At 51.8% G+C, this 19257-nt stretch carries 21 protein-coding genes; 20 read left to right on the forward strand and 1 reads right to left on the reverse strand.

The features are described from left to right. Positions 1–64 precede the first annotated feature (64 nt). The 20 genes from plsX (at position 65) to D9738_RS05020 (ending at position 18462) form a co-directional block, all read left to right on the forward strand. Positions 65–1135, forward strand: coding sequence for a phosphate acyltransferase PlsX (gene plsX, locus D9738_RS04925; protein ID WP_130259675.1), 1071 nt, complete (start codon positions 65–67; stop codon positions 1133–1135). Between the two features lie 67 nt (positions 1136–1202). After that, positions 1203–2156, forward strand: a complete 954-nt coding sequence (fabH, locus tag D9738_RS04930; RefSeq protein WP_130205541.1) for a beta-ketoacyl-ACP synthase III — start codon at positions 1203–1205, stop codon at positions 2154–2156. 15 nt (positions 2157–2171) lie between these two features. Next, entirely contained in the window at positions 2172–3101 is a 930-nt protein-coding gene (fabD, locus tag D9738_RS04935; protein WP_130215900.1) for an ACP S-malonyltransferase, read from the forward strand. 12 nt (positions 3102–3113) lie between these two features. Beyond that, positions 3114–3848: a 3-oxoacyl-ACP reductase FabG gene (gene fabG, locus D9738_RS04940; RefSeq protein ID WP_001008542.1), complete on the forward strand. Its 735-nt coding sequence runs from the start codon at positions 3114–3116 to the stop codon at positions 3846–3848. Between the two features lie 210 nt (positions 3849–4058). Next, the gene (gene acpP, locus D9738_RS04945; protein WP_000103754.1) at positions 4059–4295 is read left to right on the forward strand and encodes an acyl carrier protein; all 237 of its coding nucleotides are present in this window, start codon (positions 4059–4061) and stop codon (positions 4293–4295) included. 89 nt (positions 4296–4384) lie between these two features. Next, entirely contained in the window at positions 4385–5626 is a 1242-nt protein-coding gene (gene fabF, locus D9738_RS04950) for a beta-ketoacyl-ACP synthase II (protein WP_130205545.1), read from the forward strand. A gap of 119 nt (positions 5627–5745) precedes the next feature. Beyond that, a complete protein-coding gene (gene pabC, locus D9738_RS04955) occupies positions 5746–6555 on the forward strand; it encodes an aminodeoxychorismate lyase (protein WP_130259676.1) in 810 nt (269 codons plus the stop codon). 2 nt (positions 6556–6557) lie between these two features. Then, a complete protein-coding gene (yceG, locus tag D9738_RS04960; protein WP_130205549.1) occupies positions 6558–7580 on the forward strand; it encodes a cell division protein YceG in 1023 nt (340 codons plus the stop codon). Next, positions 7570–8211, forward strand: coding sequence for a dTMP kinase (gene tmk / locus D9738_RS04965; protein WP_130205551.1), 642 nt, complete (start codon positions 7570–7572; stop codon positions 8209–8211). Before yceG ends, tmk begins: the two co-directional genes overlap by 11 nt. Continuing rightward, positions 8208–9212, forward strand: a complete 1005-nt coding sequence (holB, locus tag D9738_RS04970; protein WP_130259677.1) for a DNA polymerase III subunit delta' — start codon at positions 8208–8210, stop codon at positions 9210–9212. Before tmk ends, holB begins: the two co-directional genes overlap by 4 nt. A gap of 10 nt (positions 9213–9222) precedes the next feature. Continuing rightward, positions 9223–10020 (forward strand): metal-dependent hydrolase, encoded by a 798-nt coding sequence (locus D9738_RS04975; protein ID WP_130205555.1) that lies wholly within the window; start codon positions 9223–9225, stop codon positions 10018–10020. Positions 10021–10314: 294 nt separating this feature from the next. Continuing rightward, positions 10315–11748 carry a PTS glucose transporter subunit IIBC gene (gene ptsG, locus D9738_RS04980; RefSeq protein ID WP_000475698.1) on the forward strand — a complete coding sequence of 478 codons (1434 nt, stop codon included), beginning with the start codon at positions 10315–10317 and terminating at the stop codon, positions 11746–11748. Positions 11749–12246: 498 nt separating this feature from the next. Then, a complete protein-coding gene (hinT, locus tag D9738_RS04985) occupies positions 12247–12606 on the forward strand; it encodes a purine nucleoside phosphoramidase (protein ID WP_054445830.1) in 360 nt (119 codons plus the stop codon). 2 nt (positions 12607–12608) lie between these two features. Then, positions 12609–12986: a YcfL family protein gene (locus D9738_RS04990; RefSeq protein WP_130205557.1), complete on the forward strand. Its 378-nt coding sequence runs from the start codon at positions 12609–12611 to the stop codon at positions 12984–12986. 13 nt (positions 12987–12999) lie between these two features. Further along, positions 13000–13641 carry a penicillin-binding protein activator LpoB gene (gene lpoB / locus D9738_RS04995; protein ID WP_130205559.1) on the forward strand — a complete coding sequence of 214 codons (642 nt, stop codon included), beginning with the start codon at positions 13000–13002 and terminating at the stop codon, positions 13639–13641. Further along, complete coding sequence (thiK, locus tag D9738_RS05000) at positions 13622–14446, forward strand: thiamine kinase (RefSeq protein ID WP_130205561.1); 825 nt, start codon at positions 13622–13624, stop codon at positions 14444–14446. Before lpoB ends, thiK begins: the two co-directional genes overlap by 20 nt. 10 nt (positions 14447–14456) lie before the next feature. Continuing rightward, positions 14457–15482, forward strand: a complete 1026-nt coding sequence (nagZ, locus tag D9738_RS05005) for a beta-N-acetylhexosaminidase (RefSeq protein ID WP_130205563.1) — start codon at positions 14457–14459, stop codon at positions 15480–15482. A 22-nt stretch (positions 15483–15504) separates the two neighbouring features. Then, positions 15505–16047 carry an alpha/beta hydrolase YcfP gene (ycfP, locus tag D9738_RS05010; RefSeq protein WP_075331716.1) on the forward strand — a complete coding sequence of 181 codons (543 nt, stop codon included), beginning with the start codon at positions 15505–15507 and terminating at the stop codon, positions 16045–16047. Between the two features lie 397 nt (positions 16048–16444). Next, positions 16445–17749 (forward strand): NADH-quinone dehydrogenase, encoded by a 1305-nt coding sequence (ndh, locus tag D9738_RS05015; protein ID WP_064528597.1) that lies wholly within the window; start codon positions 16445–16447, stop codon positions 17747–17749. 173 nt (positions 17750–17922) lie between these two features. After that, positions 17923–18462: a glycine zipper 2TM domain-containing protein gene (locus D9738_RS05020; RefSeq protein ID WP_064528599.1), complete on the forward strand. Its 540-nt coding sequence runs from the start codon at positions 17923–17925 to the stop codon at positions 18460–18462. A gap of 62 nt (positions 18463–18524) precedes the next feature. Here D9738_RS05020 and comR read toward each other — a convergent pair whose 3' ends face one another. Continuing rightward, a complete protein-coding gene (gene comR, locus D9738_RS05025) occupies positions 18525–19157 on the reverse strand; it encodes a TetR family copper-responsive transcriptional repressor ComR (RefSeq protein ID WP_130259678.1) in 633 nt (210 codons plus the stop codon). Positions 19158–19257 lie beyond the last annotated feature (100 nt).

Genomic DNA, 19257 nt, shown 5'->3' on the forward strand with positions numbered 1-19257 from the left:
TGAAGCTTAGTGAGGATTTTCCCCAGGCAACTGGGGAAAGACCAAACCGGGCGGCGACGATACCTTGACACGTCTAACCCTGGCGTTAGATGTCATGGGAGGGGATTTCGGTCCTTCCGTGACAGTGCCTGCAGCTTTGCAGGCACTGAATTCTAATTCGCAAGTCACTCTTCTTTTAGTCGGTAATCCCGACGCCATCACGCCATTACTTGCTAAAGCTGACTTTGAACAACGTTCGCGTCTGCAGATTATCCCTGCGCAGTCAGTTATCGCCAGTGATGCCCGGCCTTCGCAAGCTATTCGCGCCAGTCGCGGTAGCTCAATGCGCGTGGCGCTGGAGTTGGTTAAAGAAGGTAGAGCACAAGCCTGCGTCAGCGCTGGTAATACCGGAGCGTTGATGGGACTGGCAAAATTATTACTCAAGCCCCTTGAGGGGATTGAGCGTCCGGCGTTGGTGACGGTGCTGCCGCATCAACAAAAGGGCAAAACGGTGGTCCTTGATTTAGGGGCCAACGTCGATTGTGATAGTACAATGTTGGTGCAATTCGCCATTATGGGCTCTGTTTTGGCTGAAGAGGTGGTGGAAATTCCCAATCCTCGCGTGGCGTTGCTCAATATTGGTGAAGAAGAAGTGAAGGGTCTTGACAGCATTCAGGATGCCTCAGCTGTGCTGAAAACAATCCCTTCTATCAATTACATCGGCTATCTTGAAGCCAATGAGTTATTAACTGGCAAGACAGATGTGCTGGTCTGTGACGGCTTTACAGGAAATGTCACATTAAAGACGATGGAAGGTGTTGTCAGGATGTTCCTTTCTCTGCTGAAATCTCAGGGTGAAGGAAAAAAACGGTCGTGGTGGCTACTGTTATTAAAGCGTTGGCTACAAAAGAGCCTGACGAGGCGATTCAGTCACCTCAACCCCGACCAGTATAACGGCGCCTGTCTGTTAGGATTGCGCGGCACGGTGATAAAAAGTCATGGTGCGGCCAATCAGCGAGCTTTTGCGGTCGCGATTGAACAGGCAGTGCAGGCGGTGCAGCGACAAGTTCCTCAGCGAATTGCCGCTCGCCTGAAATCTGTATACCCAGCTGGTTTTGAGCTGCTGGACGATGGCAAAAGCGGAACTCTGCGGTAGCAGGGCGCTGCCAGCGAACTCGCAGTTTGCAAGTGACGGTATATAACCGAAAAGTGACTGAGCGTACATGTATACGAAGATTATTGGTACTGGCAGCTATCTGCCCGAACAAGTGCGGACAAACGCCGATCTGGAAAAAATGGTGGATACTTCTGACGAGTGGATTGTTACTCGTACCGGTATTCGCGAACGCCATATTGCTGCGCCAAACGAAACCGTTTCAACCATGGGTTTTGAAGCGGCAACGCGTGCAATTGAAATGGCAGGCATCGATAAAGACCAGATTGGCCTGATTGTTGTGGCAACGACTTCTGCCACCCACGCCTTCCCGAGCGCAGCATGTCAGATCCAAAGCATGCTGGGCATTAAAGGCTGCCCGGCGTTTGACGTTGCCGCAGCCTGCGCAGGTTTCACCTATGCATTGAGCGTGGCCGATCAATACGTGAAATCTGGCGCGGTGAAGTATGCTCTGGTCGTCGGTTCCGATGTACTGGCGCGCACCTGCGATCCCACAGATCGCGGGACCATTATCATTTTTGGCGATGGCGCGGGCGCTGCGGTGTTGGCTGCCTCTGAAGAGCCGGGAATCATATCTACCCATCTGCATGCCGACGGTAGTTATGGTGAATTGCTGACGCTGCCAAACGCCGACCGCGTGAATCCAGAGAATTCAATTCATCTGACCATGGCGGGCAACGAAGTCTTCAAGGTTGCGGTAACGGAGCTGGCGCACATCGTTGATGAGACGCTGGAAGCAAATAATCTTGACCGTTCCCAACTGGACTGGCTGGTTCCACATCAGGCGAACCTGCGTATTATCAGCGCAACGGCGAAAAAACTCGGCATGTCAATGGACAATGTCGTCGTGACGCTGGACCGCCATGGTAATACCTCTGCCGCTTCTGTACCGTGCGCGCTGGATGAAGCCGTACGCGACGGGCGTATTAAGCCGGGGCAGTTGGTTCTGCTTGAAGCCTTTGGCGGTGGATTCACCTGGGGCTCCGCGCTGGTTCGTTTCTAGGATAAGGATTTAAACATGACGCAATTTGCATTTGTGTTCCCTGGTCAGGGTTCTCAAACCGTTGGCATGCTGGCTGATATGGCGGCGAGTTATCCAATTGTCGAAGAAACCTTTGCTGAAGCTTCTGCTGCGCTGGGTTATGACCTGTGGGCGCTGACCCAGCAGGGGCCAGCTGAAGAACTGAATAAAACCTGGCAAACTCAGCCAGCACTGTTAACTGCCTCTGTTGCACTGTACCGTGTATGGCAGCAGCAGGGCGGTAAAGCACCGGCAATGATGGCCGGTCACAGCCTGGGTGAATACTCCGCGCTGGTTTGCGCTGGTGTGATTGATTTTGCTGATGCGGTACGTCTGGTTGAGATGCGCGGCAAGTTCATGCAAGAAGCCGTACCGGAAGGAACTGGCGCAATGGCGGCAATCATCGGTCTGGATGATGCGTCTATTGCGAAAGCTTGTGAAGATGCAGCAGAAGGTCAGGTCGTTTCTCCGGTAAACTTCAACTCTCCGGGCCAGGTGGTTATTGCTGGTCACAAAGAAGCGGTTGAACGTGCTGGCGCTGCCTGTAAAGCTGCGGGCGCGAAACGTGCGCTGCCGTTGCCGGTGAGCGTACCTTCTCACTGTGCGCTGATGAAACCCGCTGCCGACAAACTGGCGGTTGAATTAGCGAAAATCACCTTTAACGCGCCGACCGTTCCGGTTGTGAATAACGTTGATGTCAAATGCGAAACCAATGGCGATGCCATTCGTGATGCACTGGTACGTCAGTTGTATAACCCTGTTCAGTGGACGAAATCCGTTGAATACATGGCAGCGCAAGGCGTTGAGCATCTTTATGAAGTGGGACCGGGCAAAGTGCTTACTGGCCTGACGAAACGTATTGTCGACACCCTGACCGCCTCGGCGCTGAACGAACCTTCAGCGATGGCAGCGGCGCTCGAGCTTTAAAAGAGGAACAACATGAATTTTGAAGGAAAAATCGCACTGGTAACCGGTGCTAGCCGCGGGATTGGCCGTGCAATCGCTGAAACGCTCGCGGCTCGTGGCGCGAAAGTTATCGGTACTGCGACCAGTGAAAGCGGCGCTCAGGCGATCAGTGATTATTTAGGCGCCAACGGTAAAGGTCTGATGTTGAATGTGACCGACCCGGCATCTATCGAATCTGTTCTGGAAAAAATTCGCGCAGAATTTGGTGAAGTCGATATCCTGGTCAATAATGCCGGTATCACTCGTGATAACCTGTTAATGCGAATGAAAGATGATGAGTGGAACGATATTATCGAAACCAACCTTTCATCTGTTTTCCGTCTGTCAAAAGCGGTAATGCGCGCTATGATGAAAAAGCGTCATGGTCGTATTATCACTATCGGTTCTGTGGTTGGTACCATGGGAAATGGCGGTCAGGCCAACTACGCTGCGGCGAAAGCGGGTTTGATCGGCTTCAGTAAATCACTGGCGCGCGAAGTTGCGTCACGCGGTATTACTGTAAACGTTGTTGCTCCGGGCTTTATTGAAACGGACATGACACGTGCGCTGAGCGATGACCAGCGTGCGGGTATCCTGGCGCAGGTTCCTGCGGGTCGCCTCGGCGGCGCACAGGAAATCGCCAACGCGGTTGCATTCCTGGCATCCGACGAAGCAGCTTACATCACGGGTGAAACTTTGCATGTGAACGGCGGGATGTACATGGTCTGACCGCGATTTGCACAAAATGCTCATGTTGCGCGCAGTCTGCGTGGTTATGAGTAATAATAAGTGCAAAATGATTTGCGTTGTTGGGGGGTATGGCCTCAAAATAACGTAAAATCGTGGTAAGACCTGCCGGGATTTAGTTGCAAATTTTTCAACATTTTATACACTACGAAAACCATCGCGAAAGCGAGTTTTGATAGGAAATTTAAGAGTATGAGCACTATCGAAGAACGCGTTAAGAAAATTATCGGCGAACAGCTGGGCGTTAAGCAGGAAGAAGTTACCAACAATGCTTCTTTCGTTGAAGACCTGGGCGCGGATTCTCTTGACACCGTTGAGCTGGTAATGGCTCTGGAAGAAGAGTTTGATACTGAGATTCCGGACGAAGAAGCTGAGAAAATCACCACCGTTCAGGCTGCCATTGATTACATCAACGGCCACCAGGCGTAAGTGAACATCTCCAGGCGGTCGTTCGACCGCCTGAGTTTTTTCTTTTTTGTCCCACTAGAATCATTTTTTTCCCTCCCTGGAGGACAAACGTGTCTAAGCGTCGTGTAGTTGTGACCGGACTGGGCATGTTGTCTCCTGTCGGCAATACCGTAGAGTCTACCTGGAAAGCTCTGCTTGCCGGTCAGAGTGGCATCAGCCTAATCGACCATTTCGATACTAGCGCCTATGCAACGAAATTTGCTGGCTTAGTAAAGGATTTTAACTGTGAGGACATTATCTCGCGCAAAGAACAGCGCAAGATGGATGCCTTCATTCAATATGGAATTGTCGCTGGCGTTCAGGCCATGCAGGATTCTGGCCTTGAAATAACGGAAGAGAACGCAACCCGCATTGGTGCCGCAATTGGCTCCGGGATTGGCGGCCTCGGACTGATCGAAGAAAACCACACATCTCTGATGAACGGTGGTCCGCGTAAGATCAGCCCATTCTTCGTTCCGTCAACGATTGTGAACATGGTGGCAGGTCACCTGACTATCATGTATGGCCTGCGTGGCCCAAGCATCTCTATCGCGACCGCCTGTACTTCTGGCGTGCACAACATCGGTCAAGCTGCGCGTATTATCGCGTATGGCGATGCTGACGTGATGGTTGCAGGTGGCGCAGAGAAAGCCAGTACGCCGCTGGGCGTTGGTGGTTTTGGCGCGGCACGTGCATTATCTACCCGCAATGATAACCCGCAAGCGGCTAGCCGTCCGTGGGATAAAGAGCGTGATGGTTTCGTACTGGGCGATGGCGCCGGTATGCTGGTACTTGAAGAGTACGAACACGCGAAAAAACGCGGTGCGAAAATTTACGCTGAACTCGTCGGCTTTGGTATGAGCAGCGATGCCTACCATATGACGTCGCCGCCGGAAAACGGCGCAGGCGCAGCTCTGGCGATGGCAAATGCTCTGCGTGACGCAGGAATTGAGCCTGGCCAGATTGGCTACGTGAACGCGCACGGTACTTCTACGCCAGCTGGCGATAAAGCTGAAGCGCAGGCCGTGAAAACTATCTTCGGTGAAGCTGCAAGCCGTGTGCTGGTAAGCTCCACGAAATCCATGACCGGTCACCTGTTAGGTGCAGCAGGTGCAGTAGAGTCCATCTACTCCATCTTGGCGCTGCGCGATCAGGCTGTTCCGCCGACCATCAACCTGGATAACCCGGATGAAGGTTGCGATCTGGATTTTGTGCCGCATGAAGCGCGTCAGGTCAGCGGAATGGAATACACCCTGTGTAACTCCTTCGGCTTTGGTGGCACCAATGGTTCTTTGATCTTCAAAAAGATCTAAGTCGCCATTTTCCACCTACATAAAAGGTCCGCTTGCGGGCCTTTTTTCTTAGATTTTATTCAGACTTGTTCCGCAGTGAACATGCTGCCACACTTACAATCCTATTATAAGGAGCCGGTATGTTCTTAATTAACGGTCATAAACAGGATTCGCTGGCAGCAAACGATCGGGCCATACAGTTTGGCGATGGCTGTTTCACGACAGCCAGAATTATCGACGGTAAAGTCAGCTTATTATCCGCGCACATGACGCGACTACAGGAAGCCTGTCAGCGATTAATGATCGTTTGTGACTTCTGGACGCAGCTTGAGCACGAGATGGCGACTCTGGCGGCAGAGCAGCAAAATGGCGTGCTGAAAGTGGTGATCAGTCGTGGCAGTGGTGGGCGAGGTTACAGTACGTTAAACAGCGGACCGGCAACGCGCATGCTCTCAGTTATGGCTTACCCAACGCATTACGACCGCTTACGCAAAGAGGGAATGCTGCTGGCACTAAGCCCGGTACGCCTGGGACGCAATCCTCATCTTGCGGGAATTAAACATCTTAATCGTCTTGAGCAAGTGTTGATTCGCTCTCATCTTGAGCAGACAAACGCCGACGAGGCGCTGGTTCTTGACAGTGAAGGGTGGGTTACGGAATGCTGTGCAGCTAATTTGTTCTGGCGTAAAGGCAACGTGGTCTACACGCCGCGTCTGGATCAGGCTGGAGTTAACGGTATTATGCGACAATTCTGTATCCGTTTACTGGCACAATCCTCCTATCAGATTGCCGAAGTGCAAGCCTCGTTGGAAGACGTGATGCAGGCAGATGAAGTGATGGTTTGTAATGCGCTGATGCCAGTTATGCCTGTGCGTGCCTGTGATGATGTCTTCTTTTCGTCAACAACGCTATATGAATATTTAGCCCCACTTTGTGAGCACCCGAATTAGTCATGAAAAAAGTGTTTTTGATTATCCTGTTATTGCTGATGGTACTGGGTATCGCCGCTGGTGTGGGCGTCTGGAAGGTTCACCATCTTGCCGACAGCAAATTACTTATTAAAGAAGAGACGATATTCACCCTGAAACCTGGAACCGGAAGAATGGCTCTCGGTGAACAATTGTATGCCGATAAAATCATCAATCGCCCCCGAGTCTTTCAGTGGTTGCTGCGTATTGAGCCGGACCTTTCCCATTTCAAAGCCGGGACTTATCGCTTTACGCCGCAGATGACCGTGCGCGAAATGCTGCAATTGCTGAAAAGCGGGAAAGAAGCGCAGTTTCCGCTACGCCTGGTAGAAGGGATGCGTCTGAGCGACTACCTCAAACAATTGCGTGAGGCACCCTATATCACGCACACGTTAAGCGACGATAAATACGCTACCGTGGCGCAGGCCCTGGAACTTGAAAATCCAGAGTGGATTGAAGGCTGGTTTTGGCCAGACACCTGGATGTATACCGCTAATACCACTGATGTCGCGTTACTCAAACGAGCGCACAAGAAAATGGTGAAAGCGGTCGATAGCGCCTGGGATGGACGAGCGGATGGTCTGCCGTATAAAGATAAAAACCAGTTGGTAACGATGGCGTCGATAATCGAAAAAGAAACCGCCGTTGCCAGTGAGCGCGATCAGGTTGCCTCAGTATTTATCAACCGTTTACGTATCGGCATGCGCCTGCAAACCGACCCGACGGTGATTTACGGGATGGGAGAGCGTTATAATGGCAAACTTTCTCGTGCAGATCTGGAAACGCCGACAGCGTATAACACCTACACCATTACTGGTCTGCCGCCAGGCGCGATTGCTACGCCGGGGGCGGATTCGCTGAAGGCTGCTGCGCATCCGGCGAAAACGCCGTATCTCTATTTTGTGGCCGATGGTAAAGGCGGTCACACGTTTAATACCAATCTTGCCAGTCATAACAAGTCTGTGCAGGATTACCTGAAAGTGCTTAAGGAAAAAAATGCGCAGTAAGTATATCGTCATTGAAGGGCTGGAAGGCGCAGGCAAAACCACCGCGCGAAACGTGGTGGTTGAGACGCTTGAGCAACTGGGGATCCGCGACATGGTTTTCACTCGAGAACCCGGCGGTACGCAGCTGGCGGAAAAATTAAGAAGCCTGGTGCTGGATATCAAATCGGTAGGCGATGAAGTCATTACCGATAAAGCCGAAGTACTGATGTTTTATGCCGCGCGCGTTCAGCTGGTGGAAACTGTCATCAAACCGGCGCTGGCGAAAGGCACCTGGGTGATTGGCGATCGGCACGATCTCTCCACTCAGGCGTATCAGGGCGGCGGTCGTGGCATTGACCAGCATATGCTGGCAACGCTGCGTGATGCTGTTCTGGGGGATTTTCGCCCTGACTTGACGCTTTATCTTGATGTGACCCCAGAAGTGGGGCTAAAACGCGCCCGTGCGCGTGGCGAACTGGATCGCATTGAGCAAGAGTCATTCGATTTCTTTAATCGTACTCGCGCTCGCTATCTTGAACTGGCGGCACAGGATAAAAGCATTTACACCATTGATGCCACTCAGCCACTGGAATCAGTGATGGAGGCGATTCGCACCACCGTGACTCACTGGGTTAAGGAACATAACGCATGAGATGGTATCCGTGGTTAAGACCCGATTTCGAGAAACTGGTAGCCAGCTATCAGGCCGGAAGGGGTCACCATGCGCTACTCATTCAGGCGTTACCTGGCATGGGCGATGACGCCTTAATCTACGCTTTAAGCCGTTACCTCCTGTGCCAACAACCAGAAGGGCATAAAAGCTGCGGCCACTGTCGTGGATGTCAGTTGATGCAGGCGGGAACGCATCCCGACTATTACACCCTTGCTCCCGAAAAAGGGAAGAACGCGCTGGGTATTGATGCGGTGCGTGAAGTCACCGAAAAACTGAATGAGCACGCGCGTTTAGGCGGTGCTAAGGTTGTCTGGATAACCGATGCCGCCTTGCTGACCGACGCTGCGGCGAACGCTTTGCTAAAAACACTGGAAGAGCCGCCGGCAGAAACCTGGTTTTTCCTTGCTACCCGGGAGCTTGAACGTTTACTGGCGACATTACGTAGTCGTTGTCGGCTACATTACCTCGCACCACCGCCAGAACAGTACGCCGTGACCTGGCTTTCACGTGAAGTGACAATGTCACAGGACGCGTTACTTGCCGCACTGCGCTTAAGCGCCGGTTCGCCAGGCGCGGCGTTGGCGTTGTTTCAGGGAGATACCTGGCAGGCCCGCGAAACACTTTGCCAGGCGTTGGCTCACAGTGTGCAATCTGGCGACTGGTATTCCCTGTTGCCGACACTTAATCATGAACAAGCTCCGGCGCGTCTGCACTGGCTGGCAACCCTGATGATGGACGCGCTCAAGCGCAAGTATGGCGCTTCGCAGGTTACCAATGTTGATGTGCCGGGCGTTGTTGCTGCGCTGGCAAACCAGCTTTCTCCCGCGCGCCTGCAGGCTATACTGGGGGATGTTTGTCACACTCGTGAGCAGTTAATTTCTGTCACTGGCGTAAACCGCGAGCTTCTCATCACCGATCTTTTACTGCGTATTGAGCATTACCTGCAACCGGGCGTTGTGCTACCGGTTCCTCATCTTTAAGAGAGACATCATGTTTTTAGTCGACTCACACTGCCATCTCGATGGTCTGGATTATGAATCTTTGCATAAGGACGTGGATGACGTTCTGGCGAAAGCCGCTGCGCGCGATGTGAAATTTTGTCTGGCGGTCGCCACGACATTACCGGGTTATCTGCATATGCGGGATCTGGTAGGTGAACGTGACAACGTCGTATTTTCTTGCGGCGTGCATCCGCTCAACCAGAACGATCCCTATGATGTGGAAGATTTGCGCCGCCTGGCGGCGGAAGAGGGCGTTGTTGCTCTCGGGGAAACCGGGCTGGATTATTATTACACGCCGGAAACTAAAGTGCGTCAGCAAGAGTCTTTCATCCACCATATCCAGATTGGTCGTGAACTGAACAAGCCGGTTATCGTCCATACGCGTGACGCCCGCGCCGATACGCTGGCAATTCTGCGCGAAGAAAAGGTGACGGATTGCGGTGGCGTACTACACTGTTTTACAGAGGACAGAGAAACGGCAGGCAAATTACTGGATCTTGGATTTTACATCTCCTTCTCCGGCATTGTGACCTTCCGTAATGCAGAACAACTACGTGATGCCGCGCGTTATGTGCCGCTCGACCGGTTACTGGTCGAAACTGACGCGCCTTATCTGGCACCTGTGCCGCATCGAGGAAAAGAGAATCAACCTGCAATGGTTCGTGATGTTGCTGAATACATGGCTGTGTTGAAAGGTGTTGCCGTTGAAGAGCTGGCGCAGGTAACCACCGATAACTTCGCCCGCCTGTTTCACATCGACGCTTCCCGCCTTCAATCCATCCGTTAAATGAATTTATTTTAAGGCTCGTAATTAATTACTAAAACGAGTAAAGTTCACCGCCGCAAATTGGGCGGTGAATAACCATGTTTGATGCATTATGGCATTTATTTTGTCAATACGTGCAACTTCGCTAAAGGTCCGAAGTTGAAACGTGATAGCCGTCAAACAAATCGATAATGAATTATTTTACTCTGTGTAATAAATAAAGGGCGCTTAGACGCCCTGTACACGGCAAGGTTCTCCCCCCCTTGCCACGCGTGAGAACGTTAAAAGCACCCATACTCAGGAGCACTCTCAATTATGTTTAAGAATGCATTTGCTAACCTGCAAAAGGTCGGTAAATCGCTGATGCTGCCGGTATCCGTACTGCCTATCGCAGGTATTCTGCTTGGCGTCGGTTCCGCGAATTTCAGCTGGCTGCCCGCCGTTGTATCGCATGTTATGGCAGAAGCGGGCGGTTCCGTTTTTGCAAACATGCCACTGATTTTTGCAATTGGTGTCGCCCTCGGCTTTACCAATAACGATGGCGTATCCGCTCTGGCCGCAGTTGTTGCCTACGGCATCATGGTAAAAACCATGGCCGTGGTTGCGCCGCTGGTACTGCATTTACCTGCTGAAGAAATTGCCGCTAAACACCTGGCGGATACGGGCGTACTCGGGGGGATCATCTCCGGTGCGATTGCAGCGTACATGTTTAACCGTTTCTACCGTATTAAGTTGCCTGAGTATCTTGGCTTCTTTGCCGGTAAACGCTTTGTGCCGATCATTTCTGGCCTGGCTGCCATCTTTACTGGCGTTGTGCTGTCCTTTATTTGGCCGCCAATTGGTTCCGCCATTCAGACCTTCTCCCAGTGGGCTGCTTACCAGAACCCGGTAGTTGCGTTTGGCATCTACGGCTTCATCGAACGCTGCCTGGTACCGTTTGGTCTGCACCACATCTGGAACGTACCTTTCCAGATGCAGATTGGTGAATACACCAACGCCGCAGGTCAGGTATTCCACGGTGACATTCCGCGTTATATGGCGGGTGACCCGACTGCGGGTAAACTGTCTGGCGGCTTCCTGTTCAAAATGTACGGTCTGCCGGCTGCCGCGATTGCTATCTGGCACTCTGCTAAACCAGAAAACCGCGCTAAAGTGGGCGGTATCATGATCTCCGCGGCGTTGACCTCGTTCCTGACCGGTATTACCGAGCCAATCGAGTTCTCCTTCATGTTCGTAGCGCCGATCCTGTACATCATCCACGCGATTCTGGCAGGTCTGGCATTCCCGATCTGTATCCTGCTGGGTATGCGCGATGGTACATCGTTCTCGCACGGTCTGATCGACTTCATCGTCCTGTCTGGTAACAGCAGCAAGCTGTGGCTGTTCCCGATTGTCGGTATCGGTTATGCGATTGTTTACTACACCATCTTCCGCGTGCTGATTAAAGCTCTGGATCTGAAAACCCCGGGCCGTGAAGACGCAACTGAAGATGCGAAAGCTACCGGCACCAGCGAAATGGCACCGGCTCTGGTTGCTGCATTTGGTGGTAAAGAAAACATCACTAACCTTGACGCATGTATTACCCGTCTGCGTGTTAGCGTCGCTGATGTGTCCAAAGTGGATCAGGCTGGCCTGAAGAAACTGGGCGCAGCGGGCGTAGTGGTTGCTGGTTCCGGTGTTCAGGCGATTTTCGGTACGAAATCCGATAACCTGAAAACCGAAATGGATGAGTACATCCGCAACAACTAATCCGTAAGACGTTGGGGAGACTGAGGCAGCCGAATGGCTGCCTTTTTTACAGCCGCTAATCAGACCGGTCATCATTAAATTGCGTGTTGCGCCCGGGGCGATAGTTCCTTTCACGTTGATATCGTAGGTTTTGTCGAGCAGATTATTTCCAGCAATGAGACGTTTGGGGTTGCCTGATAACAGGCGAACAGTTCCACCTGCGCATAGCAATTTTGCCCGGCAGTGGAAGGAAACTGTCAAAGCAATGCTGGTGGTAGCAGGAAGGGCCTTGTCGCCGATATCCCTGTTATTATCTAAACCAAAGAGAAAAGGTGTTTTCGGCCCATTCATAGGCAAAAATGGGAATAATGGCGATGTATACGGCAGTAAAACGATTTTTTGCTTATAAATCGTGGCTTAAGGTTGAAAGAGCAGGTTTAACTCGACCATACTCTATACTCGCAGTGTAGCGCGGCGTAGCATGGCGCAACGCATGGCAATTTGAAAAAGGAAAATGTCGTGGCAGAAGAAACTATTTTCAGCAAAATTATTCGTCGTGAGATCCCCTCCGATATCGTCTACCAGGATGAGCTGGTAACGGCGTTTCGCGATATTTCGCCGCAAGCGCCAACGCATATTCTGATCATTCCAAATATCCTTATCCCTACCGTGAACGACGTGTCTGCCGAGCATGAGCAGGCGTTGGGGCGTATGATCACCGTAGCGGCAAAAATCGCCGAGCAAGAGGGTATTGCCGAAGACGGCTATCGTTTGATCATGAACACCAACCGTCATGGCGGACAAGAGGTCTATCACATTCATATGCACCTGCTGGGTGGCCGTCCGTTGGGGCCAATGCTGGCGCATAAAGGCCTGTAACGATGAGAAAAGGATGCTTTGGACTGGCGTCTTTGGCGTTGCTATTGCTGGTCGGTTGTCGTTCACATCCGGAAATCCCGGTGAATGATGAACAGTCACTGGTGATGGAGTCATCTTTGCTGGCAGCGGGCATTAGCGCAGAAAAGCCCGTTCTTTCAACGTCTGATATTCAGCCTTCAGCATCCTCGACGCTTTATAACGAAAGGCAAGAACCCGTTACCGTTCATTATCGTTTTTACTGGTATGACGCCAGGGGGCTTGAGATGCACCCTCTGGAAACGCCGCGCAGCGTCACCATTCCCGCACGTTCAGCGGTGACTCTGTACGGCAGCGCCAATTTTCTTGGAGCGCACAAAGTCAGACTTTATCTTTATTTGTAAGGGGTGAATCTTGATGACAAAAATGAGTCGCTACGCCTTAATCACCGCGCTGGCGATGTTTCTCGCCGGGTGTGTGGGGCCACGTGAACCCGCACCGGTAGAAGAGGTAAAACCTGCGCCGGAGCAACCGGCTGAGCCGCAACAGCCAGTACCCACAGTGCCATCAGTGCCGACGATCCCGGAGCAGCCAGGGCCAATTGAGCACGAAGACCAAACCGCACCGCCTGCGCCGCATATTCGTCATTATGACTGGAATGGCGCAATGCAGCCGATGGTCGGTAAGATGCTTGGGGCCGATGGCGTGACCGCAGGCAGCGTCTTGCTGGTTGATAGCGTCAATAACCGCACCAATGGTTCTTTGAATACCGGGGAAGCGACAGAAACGCTGCGCAATGCACTGGCTAATAACGGTAAATTTACCCTCGTTTCCGCCCAGCAGCTTTCGATGGCCAAGCAGCAGTTAGGTTTGTCGCCGCAGGATAGCTTAGGCACCCGTAGTAAAGCCATTGGTATTGCTCGCAACGTGGGGGCTCATTACGTGCTGTACTCCAGCGCCTCTGGCAACGTTAACGCTCCGACCCTGCAAATGCAGTTGATGCTGGTGCAGACGGGCGAAATTATCTGGTCAGGTAAAGGTGCCGTTCAGCAACAATAATCCCATCACGCGCGACGAGTTATTGTCGCGCTATTTCCCGCAGTATCACCCCGTCGCGACGTTTAACAGTGGACTTAGCGGCGGGAGTTTTCTCATTGAACATCAGGATCAGCGTTTTGTTGTGCGTCAGACTCACGATCCTGATGCGCCGCAGTCCGTGTTTCTGCGCCAGTACCGGGCGTTATCAAGATTACCGGCATACCTTGCACCGAAGCCACGTCTCTATCTCCGTGGCTGGATGGCGGTCGACTATTTGCCCGGCGAGGTAAAAACGCAATTGCCGGATACCGACGAACTGGCAGGCTTGCTGTATTATCTGCATCAACAACCGCGTTTTGGCTGGCGAATAACCCTGCTGCCGTTACTGGAACGGTACTGGCAGCGAAGCGATCCGGCGCGGCGAACAGCGGGATGGTTGCGACTGTTAAAACGTCTGCGTAAAGCGCGCGAACCACAACCGTTACGATTAAGTCCGTTGCATATGGATGTTCATGCAGGGAACTTAGTCTATACCTCGTCAGGGCTAAAACTCATCGACTGGGAGTATGCCGGTGATGGCGATATCGCTCTGGAACTGGCGGCGGTGTGGGTGGAAAATAGTGAGCAGCACCGGCAATTAGTTAATGACTATGCCGTGCGGGCGAATATTAATTCGGCGCATTTGTGGCATCAGGTCAGGCGCTGGTTTCCCTGGTTACTGATGCTGAAAGCAGGGTGGTTTGAGTACCGCTGGCAACAAACCGGCGATCAACAATTTATCAGGCTGGCCAATGACACCTGGCGGCAGCTATCAATAAAACAATAAGGAGAGCAGTGTGGGTCCAGTAATGTTGGATGTTGAAGGTTATGAACTGGACGCGGAAGAGCGCGAAATACTTGCGCATCCGCTGGTGGGAGGGCTGATTCTCTTTACACGTAACTATCATGATCCAGCACAGTTGCGCGAACTGGTACGCCAGATCCGCGCAGCTTCACGCAATCACCTGGTGGTGGCGGTGGATCAGGAAGGTGGACGTGTGCAGCGTTTTCGTGACGGTTTTACCCGCTTACCGGCAGCGCAATCATTCGCTGCGCTGTTAGGAATGGAAGAGGGGGGCAAACTGGCGCAAGAGGCAGGTTGGCTGATGGCCAGCGAAATGATCGCTATGGATATTGATATCAGCTTTGCGCCAGTGCTGGACGTAGGACATATCAGCGCGGCGATTGGTGAACGTTCTTATCATGCCGACCCAGAAAAAGCCCTGGCAATCGCCAGTCGGTTTATTGATGGGATGCATGAAGCCGGAATGAAAACCACCGGTAAACATTTTCCTGGTCACGGTGCCGTAACTGCAGATTCACACAAAGAGACGCCGTGCGACCCACGCCCGCAAGCGGAAATTCGTGCCAAAGATATGTCGGTTTTCAGTACGTTAATTTGCGAAAATAAACTCGATGCCATTATGCCCGCGCATGTGATCTACAGCGATGTTGATCCGCGTCCGGCGAGCGGTTCTCCCCACTGGCTGAAAACTGTTTTACGTCAGGAGCTGGGGTTTGACGGCGTGATTTTCTCTGACGATTTATCGATGGAAGGTGCCGCGATTATGGGCAGTTATGCCGAGCGTGGACAGGCATCACTGGATGCAGGTTGCGATATGATCCTGGTCTGCAATAATCGTAAAGGGGCCGTCAGCGTGTTAGATAATCTGTCACCGATCAAGGCAGAACGTGTTACACGTTTGTATCATAAAGGTTCATTTTCGCGACAGGAACTGATGGACTCGGCTCGCTGGAAAGAGATCAGCGCCCGTCTGAATCAGTTGCATGAACGCTGGCAGGAAGAGAAGGCAGGTCATTAACCCTGGCTTATGTGAGGAAGCGATGATTATCTATTTGCACGGTTTTGACTCTAACAGTCCGGGTAACCACGAGAAAGTCTTACAATTGCAGTTTATTGACCCGGATGTACGGCTAATAAGCTACAGTACGCGGCATCCGAAACATGATATGCAGCATTTGCTCAAAGAAGTGGACAAAATGCTGCAACTGAACGTCGACGAGCGCCCGCTCATTTGTGGTGTTGGTCTGGGCGGTTATTGGGCAGAGCGGATTGGTTTTCTCTGTGATATTCGCCAGGTGATCTTCAATCCCAATTTGTTCCCTTATGAGAACATGGAAGGGAAGATTGATCGCCCGGAAGAGTATGCCGATATTGCCACCAAGTGTGTGACCAACTTCCGTGAGAAGAATCGCGATCGTTGCCTGGTGATTTTGTCGCGTCACGATGAAGCGCTTAACAGTCAGCGGACATCTGAAGAGTTGCATCATTATTACGAGATTGTCTGGGACGAAGAGCAGACACACAAATTCAAAAATATCTCTCCGCATTTGCAGCGCATTAAAGCATTCAAAACCCTCGGTTAATTGGCATCGTCGCATCAGGTAACCTGGCCGGTACCTGATGCGGCCCCGGATTCTGTAGGTCGGATAAGGCGTTCACGCCGCATCCGACACTGGCAATGTGCCTGATGCGACGCCGTTCGCGTCTTATCAGGCCTACCAAACGCCCTCCATATACGCATCACTCTCCTGAATTAGCTCGAATAATAAACAATAAACTCTGTTTTTTGATCTCAACAGGTAAAACCGCCTATCTTTTCAGCAACAAAACTTGATTAACATCAATTTTGGTATGACCAATGCACCATTCATGTTATTCTCAATAGCGAAGAACATTTTCATTGCTGTAACCTGTTGTTAATTAAGAGCTATGTTAATAACCATTAGTTAACAATTGGTTAATAAATTTAAGGGGGTCACGTTGACTACGCCATTGAAAAAAATTGTGATTGTCGGCGGCGGTGCTGGTGGGCTGGAAATGGCAACACAGCTTGGAGATAAGCTGGGGCGCAAGAAAAAAGCCAAAATTACGTTGGTCGATCGTAACCACAGCCACCTGTGGAAACCGTTGCTGCACGAAGTGGCGACCGGATCGCTCGATGAAGGCGTTGATGCGCTGAGCTATCTGGCCCATGCGCGTAATCATGGTTTCCAGTTTCAGCTGGGATCTGTGGTTGATATCGATCGTGAAGCGAAAACAATCACCATTGCTGAACTGCGCGACGAAAAAGGTGAATTGTTAGTTCCAGAGCGGAAAATTGCTTACGACACGCTGGTGATGGCGCTGGGTAGCACCTCTAACGATTTCAACACGCCGGGCGTAAAAGAGAACTGCATTTTCCTTGATAACCCGCATCAGGCACGTCGTTTCCATCAGGAGATGCTGAATCTGTTCCTGAAGTTTTCTGCTAACCTGGGCGCCAATGGCAAAGTGAATATTGCGATTGTTGGCGGCGGCGCGACCGGCGTAGAGCTCTCTGCCGAATTGCACAATGCCGTGAAACAACTGCACAGTTACGGTTACAAAGGGCTGACCAACGAAGCCCTGAACGTTACTCTGGTGGAAGCGGGAGAGCGAATTTTGCCAGCGTTACCGCCGCGTATCTCTGCTGCGGCTCACAATGAGTTAACGAAACTGGGCGTTCGCGTGCTGACGCAAACTATGGTTACCAGTGCCGATGAAGGCGGTTTGCACACTAAAGATGGTGAATATATTCAGGCCGATCTGATGGTGTGGGCTGCCGGGATAAAAGCACCAGATTTCCTGAAAGATATTGGTGGTCTTGAAACCAACCGTATCAATCAACTGGTGGTGGAACCGACGCTGCAAACCACGCGCGATCCAGACATTTACGCTATTGGTGACTGTGCGTCATGCCCGCGTCCGGAAGGGGGCTTTGTACCGCCGCGTGCTCAGGCCGCACATCAGATGGCGACCTGCGCAATGAACAACATTCTGGCGCAGATGAACGGTAAACCGCTGAAAAATTATCAGTATAAGGATCACGGTTCGTTGGTATCGCTGTCCAACTTCTCCACCGTCGGTAGCCTGATGGGTAACCTGACGCGCGGTTCAATGATGATTGAAGGAAGAATTGCGCGCTTTGTGTACATCTCGCTATACCGAATGCATCAGATTGCGCTGCATGGCTACTTTAAAACCGGATTAATGATGCTGGTGGGCAGTATCAACCGCGTTATCCGTCCGCGTTTGAAGTTGCATTAATCGGCGTACACTGGCGGATGTGGCGTAAACGCCTCATCCGCCCTTGAGGAACAGTGCGATCGGTAGCCGCGTCGTACCAGGTATCCTTTCAGACTTCTCTGAATCCTTCAGCTTTTCCTGCTTTTCCCCTTCGCTTGCATGATTGTCATAACTGCAAAGAAGGAGGTGTTCCCGTGAATAAATCAATGTTGGCGGGTATCGGGATTGGTGTAGCGGCTGCGCTTGGCGTAGCGGCAGTGGCCAGTCTGAACGTGTTTGAACGTGGCCCGCAATACGCTCAGGTTGTTTCTGCAACCCCAATCAAGGAAACGGTTAAAACACCGCGCCAGGAGTGCCGCAATGTCACGGTGACCCATCGCCGACCGGTACAGGATGAAAACCGCATTGCTGGTTCGGTCCTCGGGGCCGTCGCTGGCGGGGTGATAGGGCATCAGTTTGGTGGTGGTCGCGGTAAAGATGTCGCCACTGTTGTGGGGGCGCTGGGCGGTGGATATGCCGGTAACCAGATCCAGGGCTCTCTCCAGGAAAGCGATACTTACACTACCACGCAGCAGCGTTGTAAAACGGTGTATGACAAGTCAGAAAAAATGCTCGGTTATGATGTGACCTATAAGATTGGCGATCAGCAGGGCAAAATTCGGATGAACAGCGATCCGGGTACGCAAATCCCATTAGATAACAATGGGCAACTGGTTCTGAATAACAAAGTATAACAAGGCTGTACTCTGCAATTTAGCCCCTCATTCGCTCAGGCTGAGGGGCTTTTTTTTGCGTCTTACTTCACCAGTTCAGGCCATAAACGCAGCGTTGTCCGGGCAATCAGCATCAGTTTTTCCAGCGATGCGCCTTCACGGGCGCTTATCGACATCCCCTGAATAATACAATTAAGAAATTCCGCAAGATGCGTTACGTCACAGTGGGCGGGAATTTCCCCGCGTGCCTGGCGTTGACTTAAAAACTGCTGCAAGGTGCGTTCTTGCATTGCGTGACGTGATTTCACCGTATGAGCAATATCGCCCGAATCCGCTGAAAGCGTGGTGCAGTTGTTAATCATAAAGCAACCCGCGGGGGTGTCTTTGCTGGTAAAGCAGCTGGCGACGGCAGCGAAATAGTCCGCCAGTGCAGACTCCACGCTTTTTTCTTCACAAAACAACTGCGCTTCATGCTTAGCGGCAAAGCGATCGATATAACGGTCGAGTACGGCGCGGAATAACCCCTCTTTGTTGGTAAATTCCGCGTAGAGCGTTGGCGCTTTGGCTCCGGTCGCTTCAACGAGGTCCGCAAGGGAAGTCGCTTCATAACCGTGCTGCCAGAACAATCTCATGGCCTTATCAAGCGCGGCGTCCCTGTCGAACACTTTTGGGCGGCCACGGCTTTTTTTTACACAATGTGTTGAGTCTGTTGCCATGATGCCATTGTACCTGGTGGCTGTGAATGAATGGTTATTATAAAAATAATCACCTCCCTTCACCAGTCCAGAAAATAGAAAAATAAAAACTCTCTATTTA

The sequence above is a fragment of the Escherichia sp. E10V5 genome (genome assembly GCF_004212315.1).
GTDB lineage: Bacteria > Pseudomonadota > Gammaproteobacteria > Enterobacterales > Enterobacteriaceae > Escherichia.

Excerpts from the sequence above, each read along its gene's own strand:
- fabH (WP_130205541.1), top strand. The coding sequence starts at position 1,203 with ATGTATACGAAGATTATTGGTACTGGCAGCTATCTGCCCGAACAAGTG.
- fabD (WP_130215900.1), top strand. The coding sequence starts at position 2,172 with ATGACGCAATTTGCATTTGTGTTCCCTGGTCAGGGTTCTCAAACCGTT.
- fabG (WP_001008542.1), top strand. The coding sequence starts at position 3,114 with ATGAATTTTGAAGGAAAAATCGCACTGGTAACCGGTGCTAGCCGCGGG.
- acpP (WP_000103754.1), top strand. The coding sequence starts at position 4,059 with ATGAGCACTATCGAAGAACGCGTTAAGAAAATTATCGGCGAACAGCTG.
- pabC (WP_130259676.1), top strand. The coding sequence starts at position 5,746 with ATGTTCTTAATTAACGGTCATAAACAGGATTCGCTGGCAGCAAACGAT.
- yceG (WP_130205549.1), top strand. The coding sequence starts at position 6,558 with ATGAAAAAAGTGTTTTTGATTATCCTGTTATTGCTGATGGTACTGGGT.
- tmk (WP_130205551.1), top strand. The coding sequence starts at position 7,570 with ATGCGCAGTAAGTATATCGTCATTGAAGGGCTGGAAGGCGCAGGCAAA.
- holB (WP_130259677.1), top strand. The coding sequence starts at position 8,208 with ATGAGATGGTATCCGTGGTTAAGACCCGATTTCGAGAAACTGGTAGCC.
- D9738_RS04975 (WP_130205555.1), top strand. The coding sequence starts at position 9,223 with ATGTTTTTAGTCGACTCACACTGCCATCTCGATGGTCTGGATTATGAA.
- ptsG (WP_000475698.1), top strand. The coding sequence starts at position 10,315 with ATGTTTAAGAATGCATTTGCTAACCTGCAAAAGGTCGGTAAATCGCTG.
- D9738_RS04990 (WP_130205557.1), top strand. The coding sequence starts at position 12,609 with ATGAGAAAAGGATGCTTTGGACTGGCGTCTTTGGCGTTGCTATTGCTG.
- lpoB (WP_130205559.1), top strand. The coding sequence starts at position 13,000 with ATGACAAAAATGAGTCGCTACGCCTTAATCACCGCGCTGGCGATGTTT.
- ycfP (WP_075331716.1), top strand. The coding sequence starts at position 15,505 with ATGATTATCTATTTGCACGGTTTTGACTCTAACAGTCCGGGTAACCAC.
- comR (WP_130259678.1), bottom strand. The coding sequence starts at position 19,157 with ATGGCAACAGACTCAACACATTGTGTAAAAAAAAGCCGTGGCCGCCCA.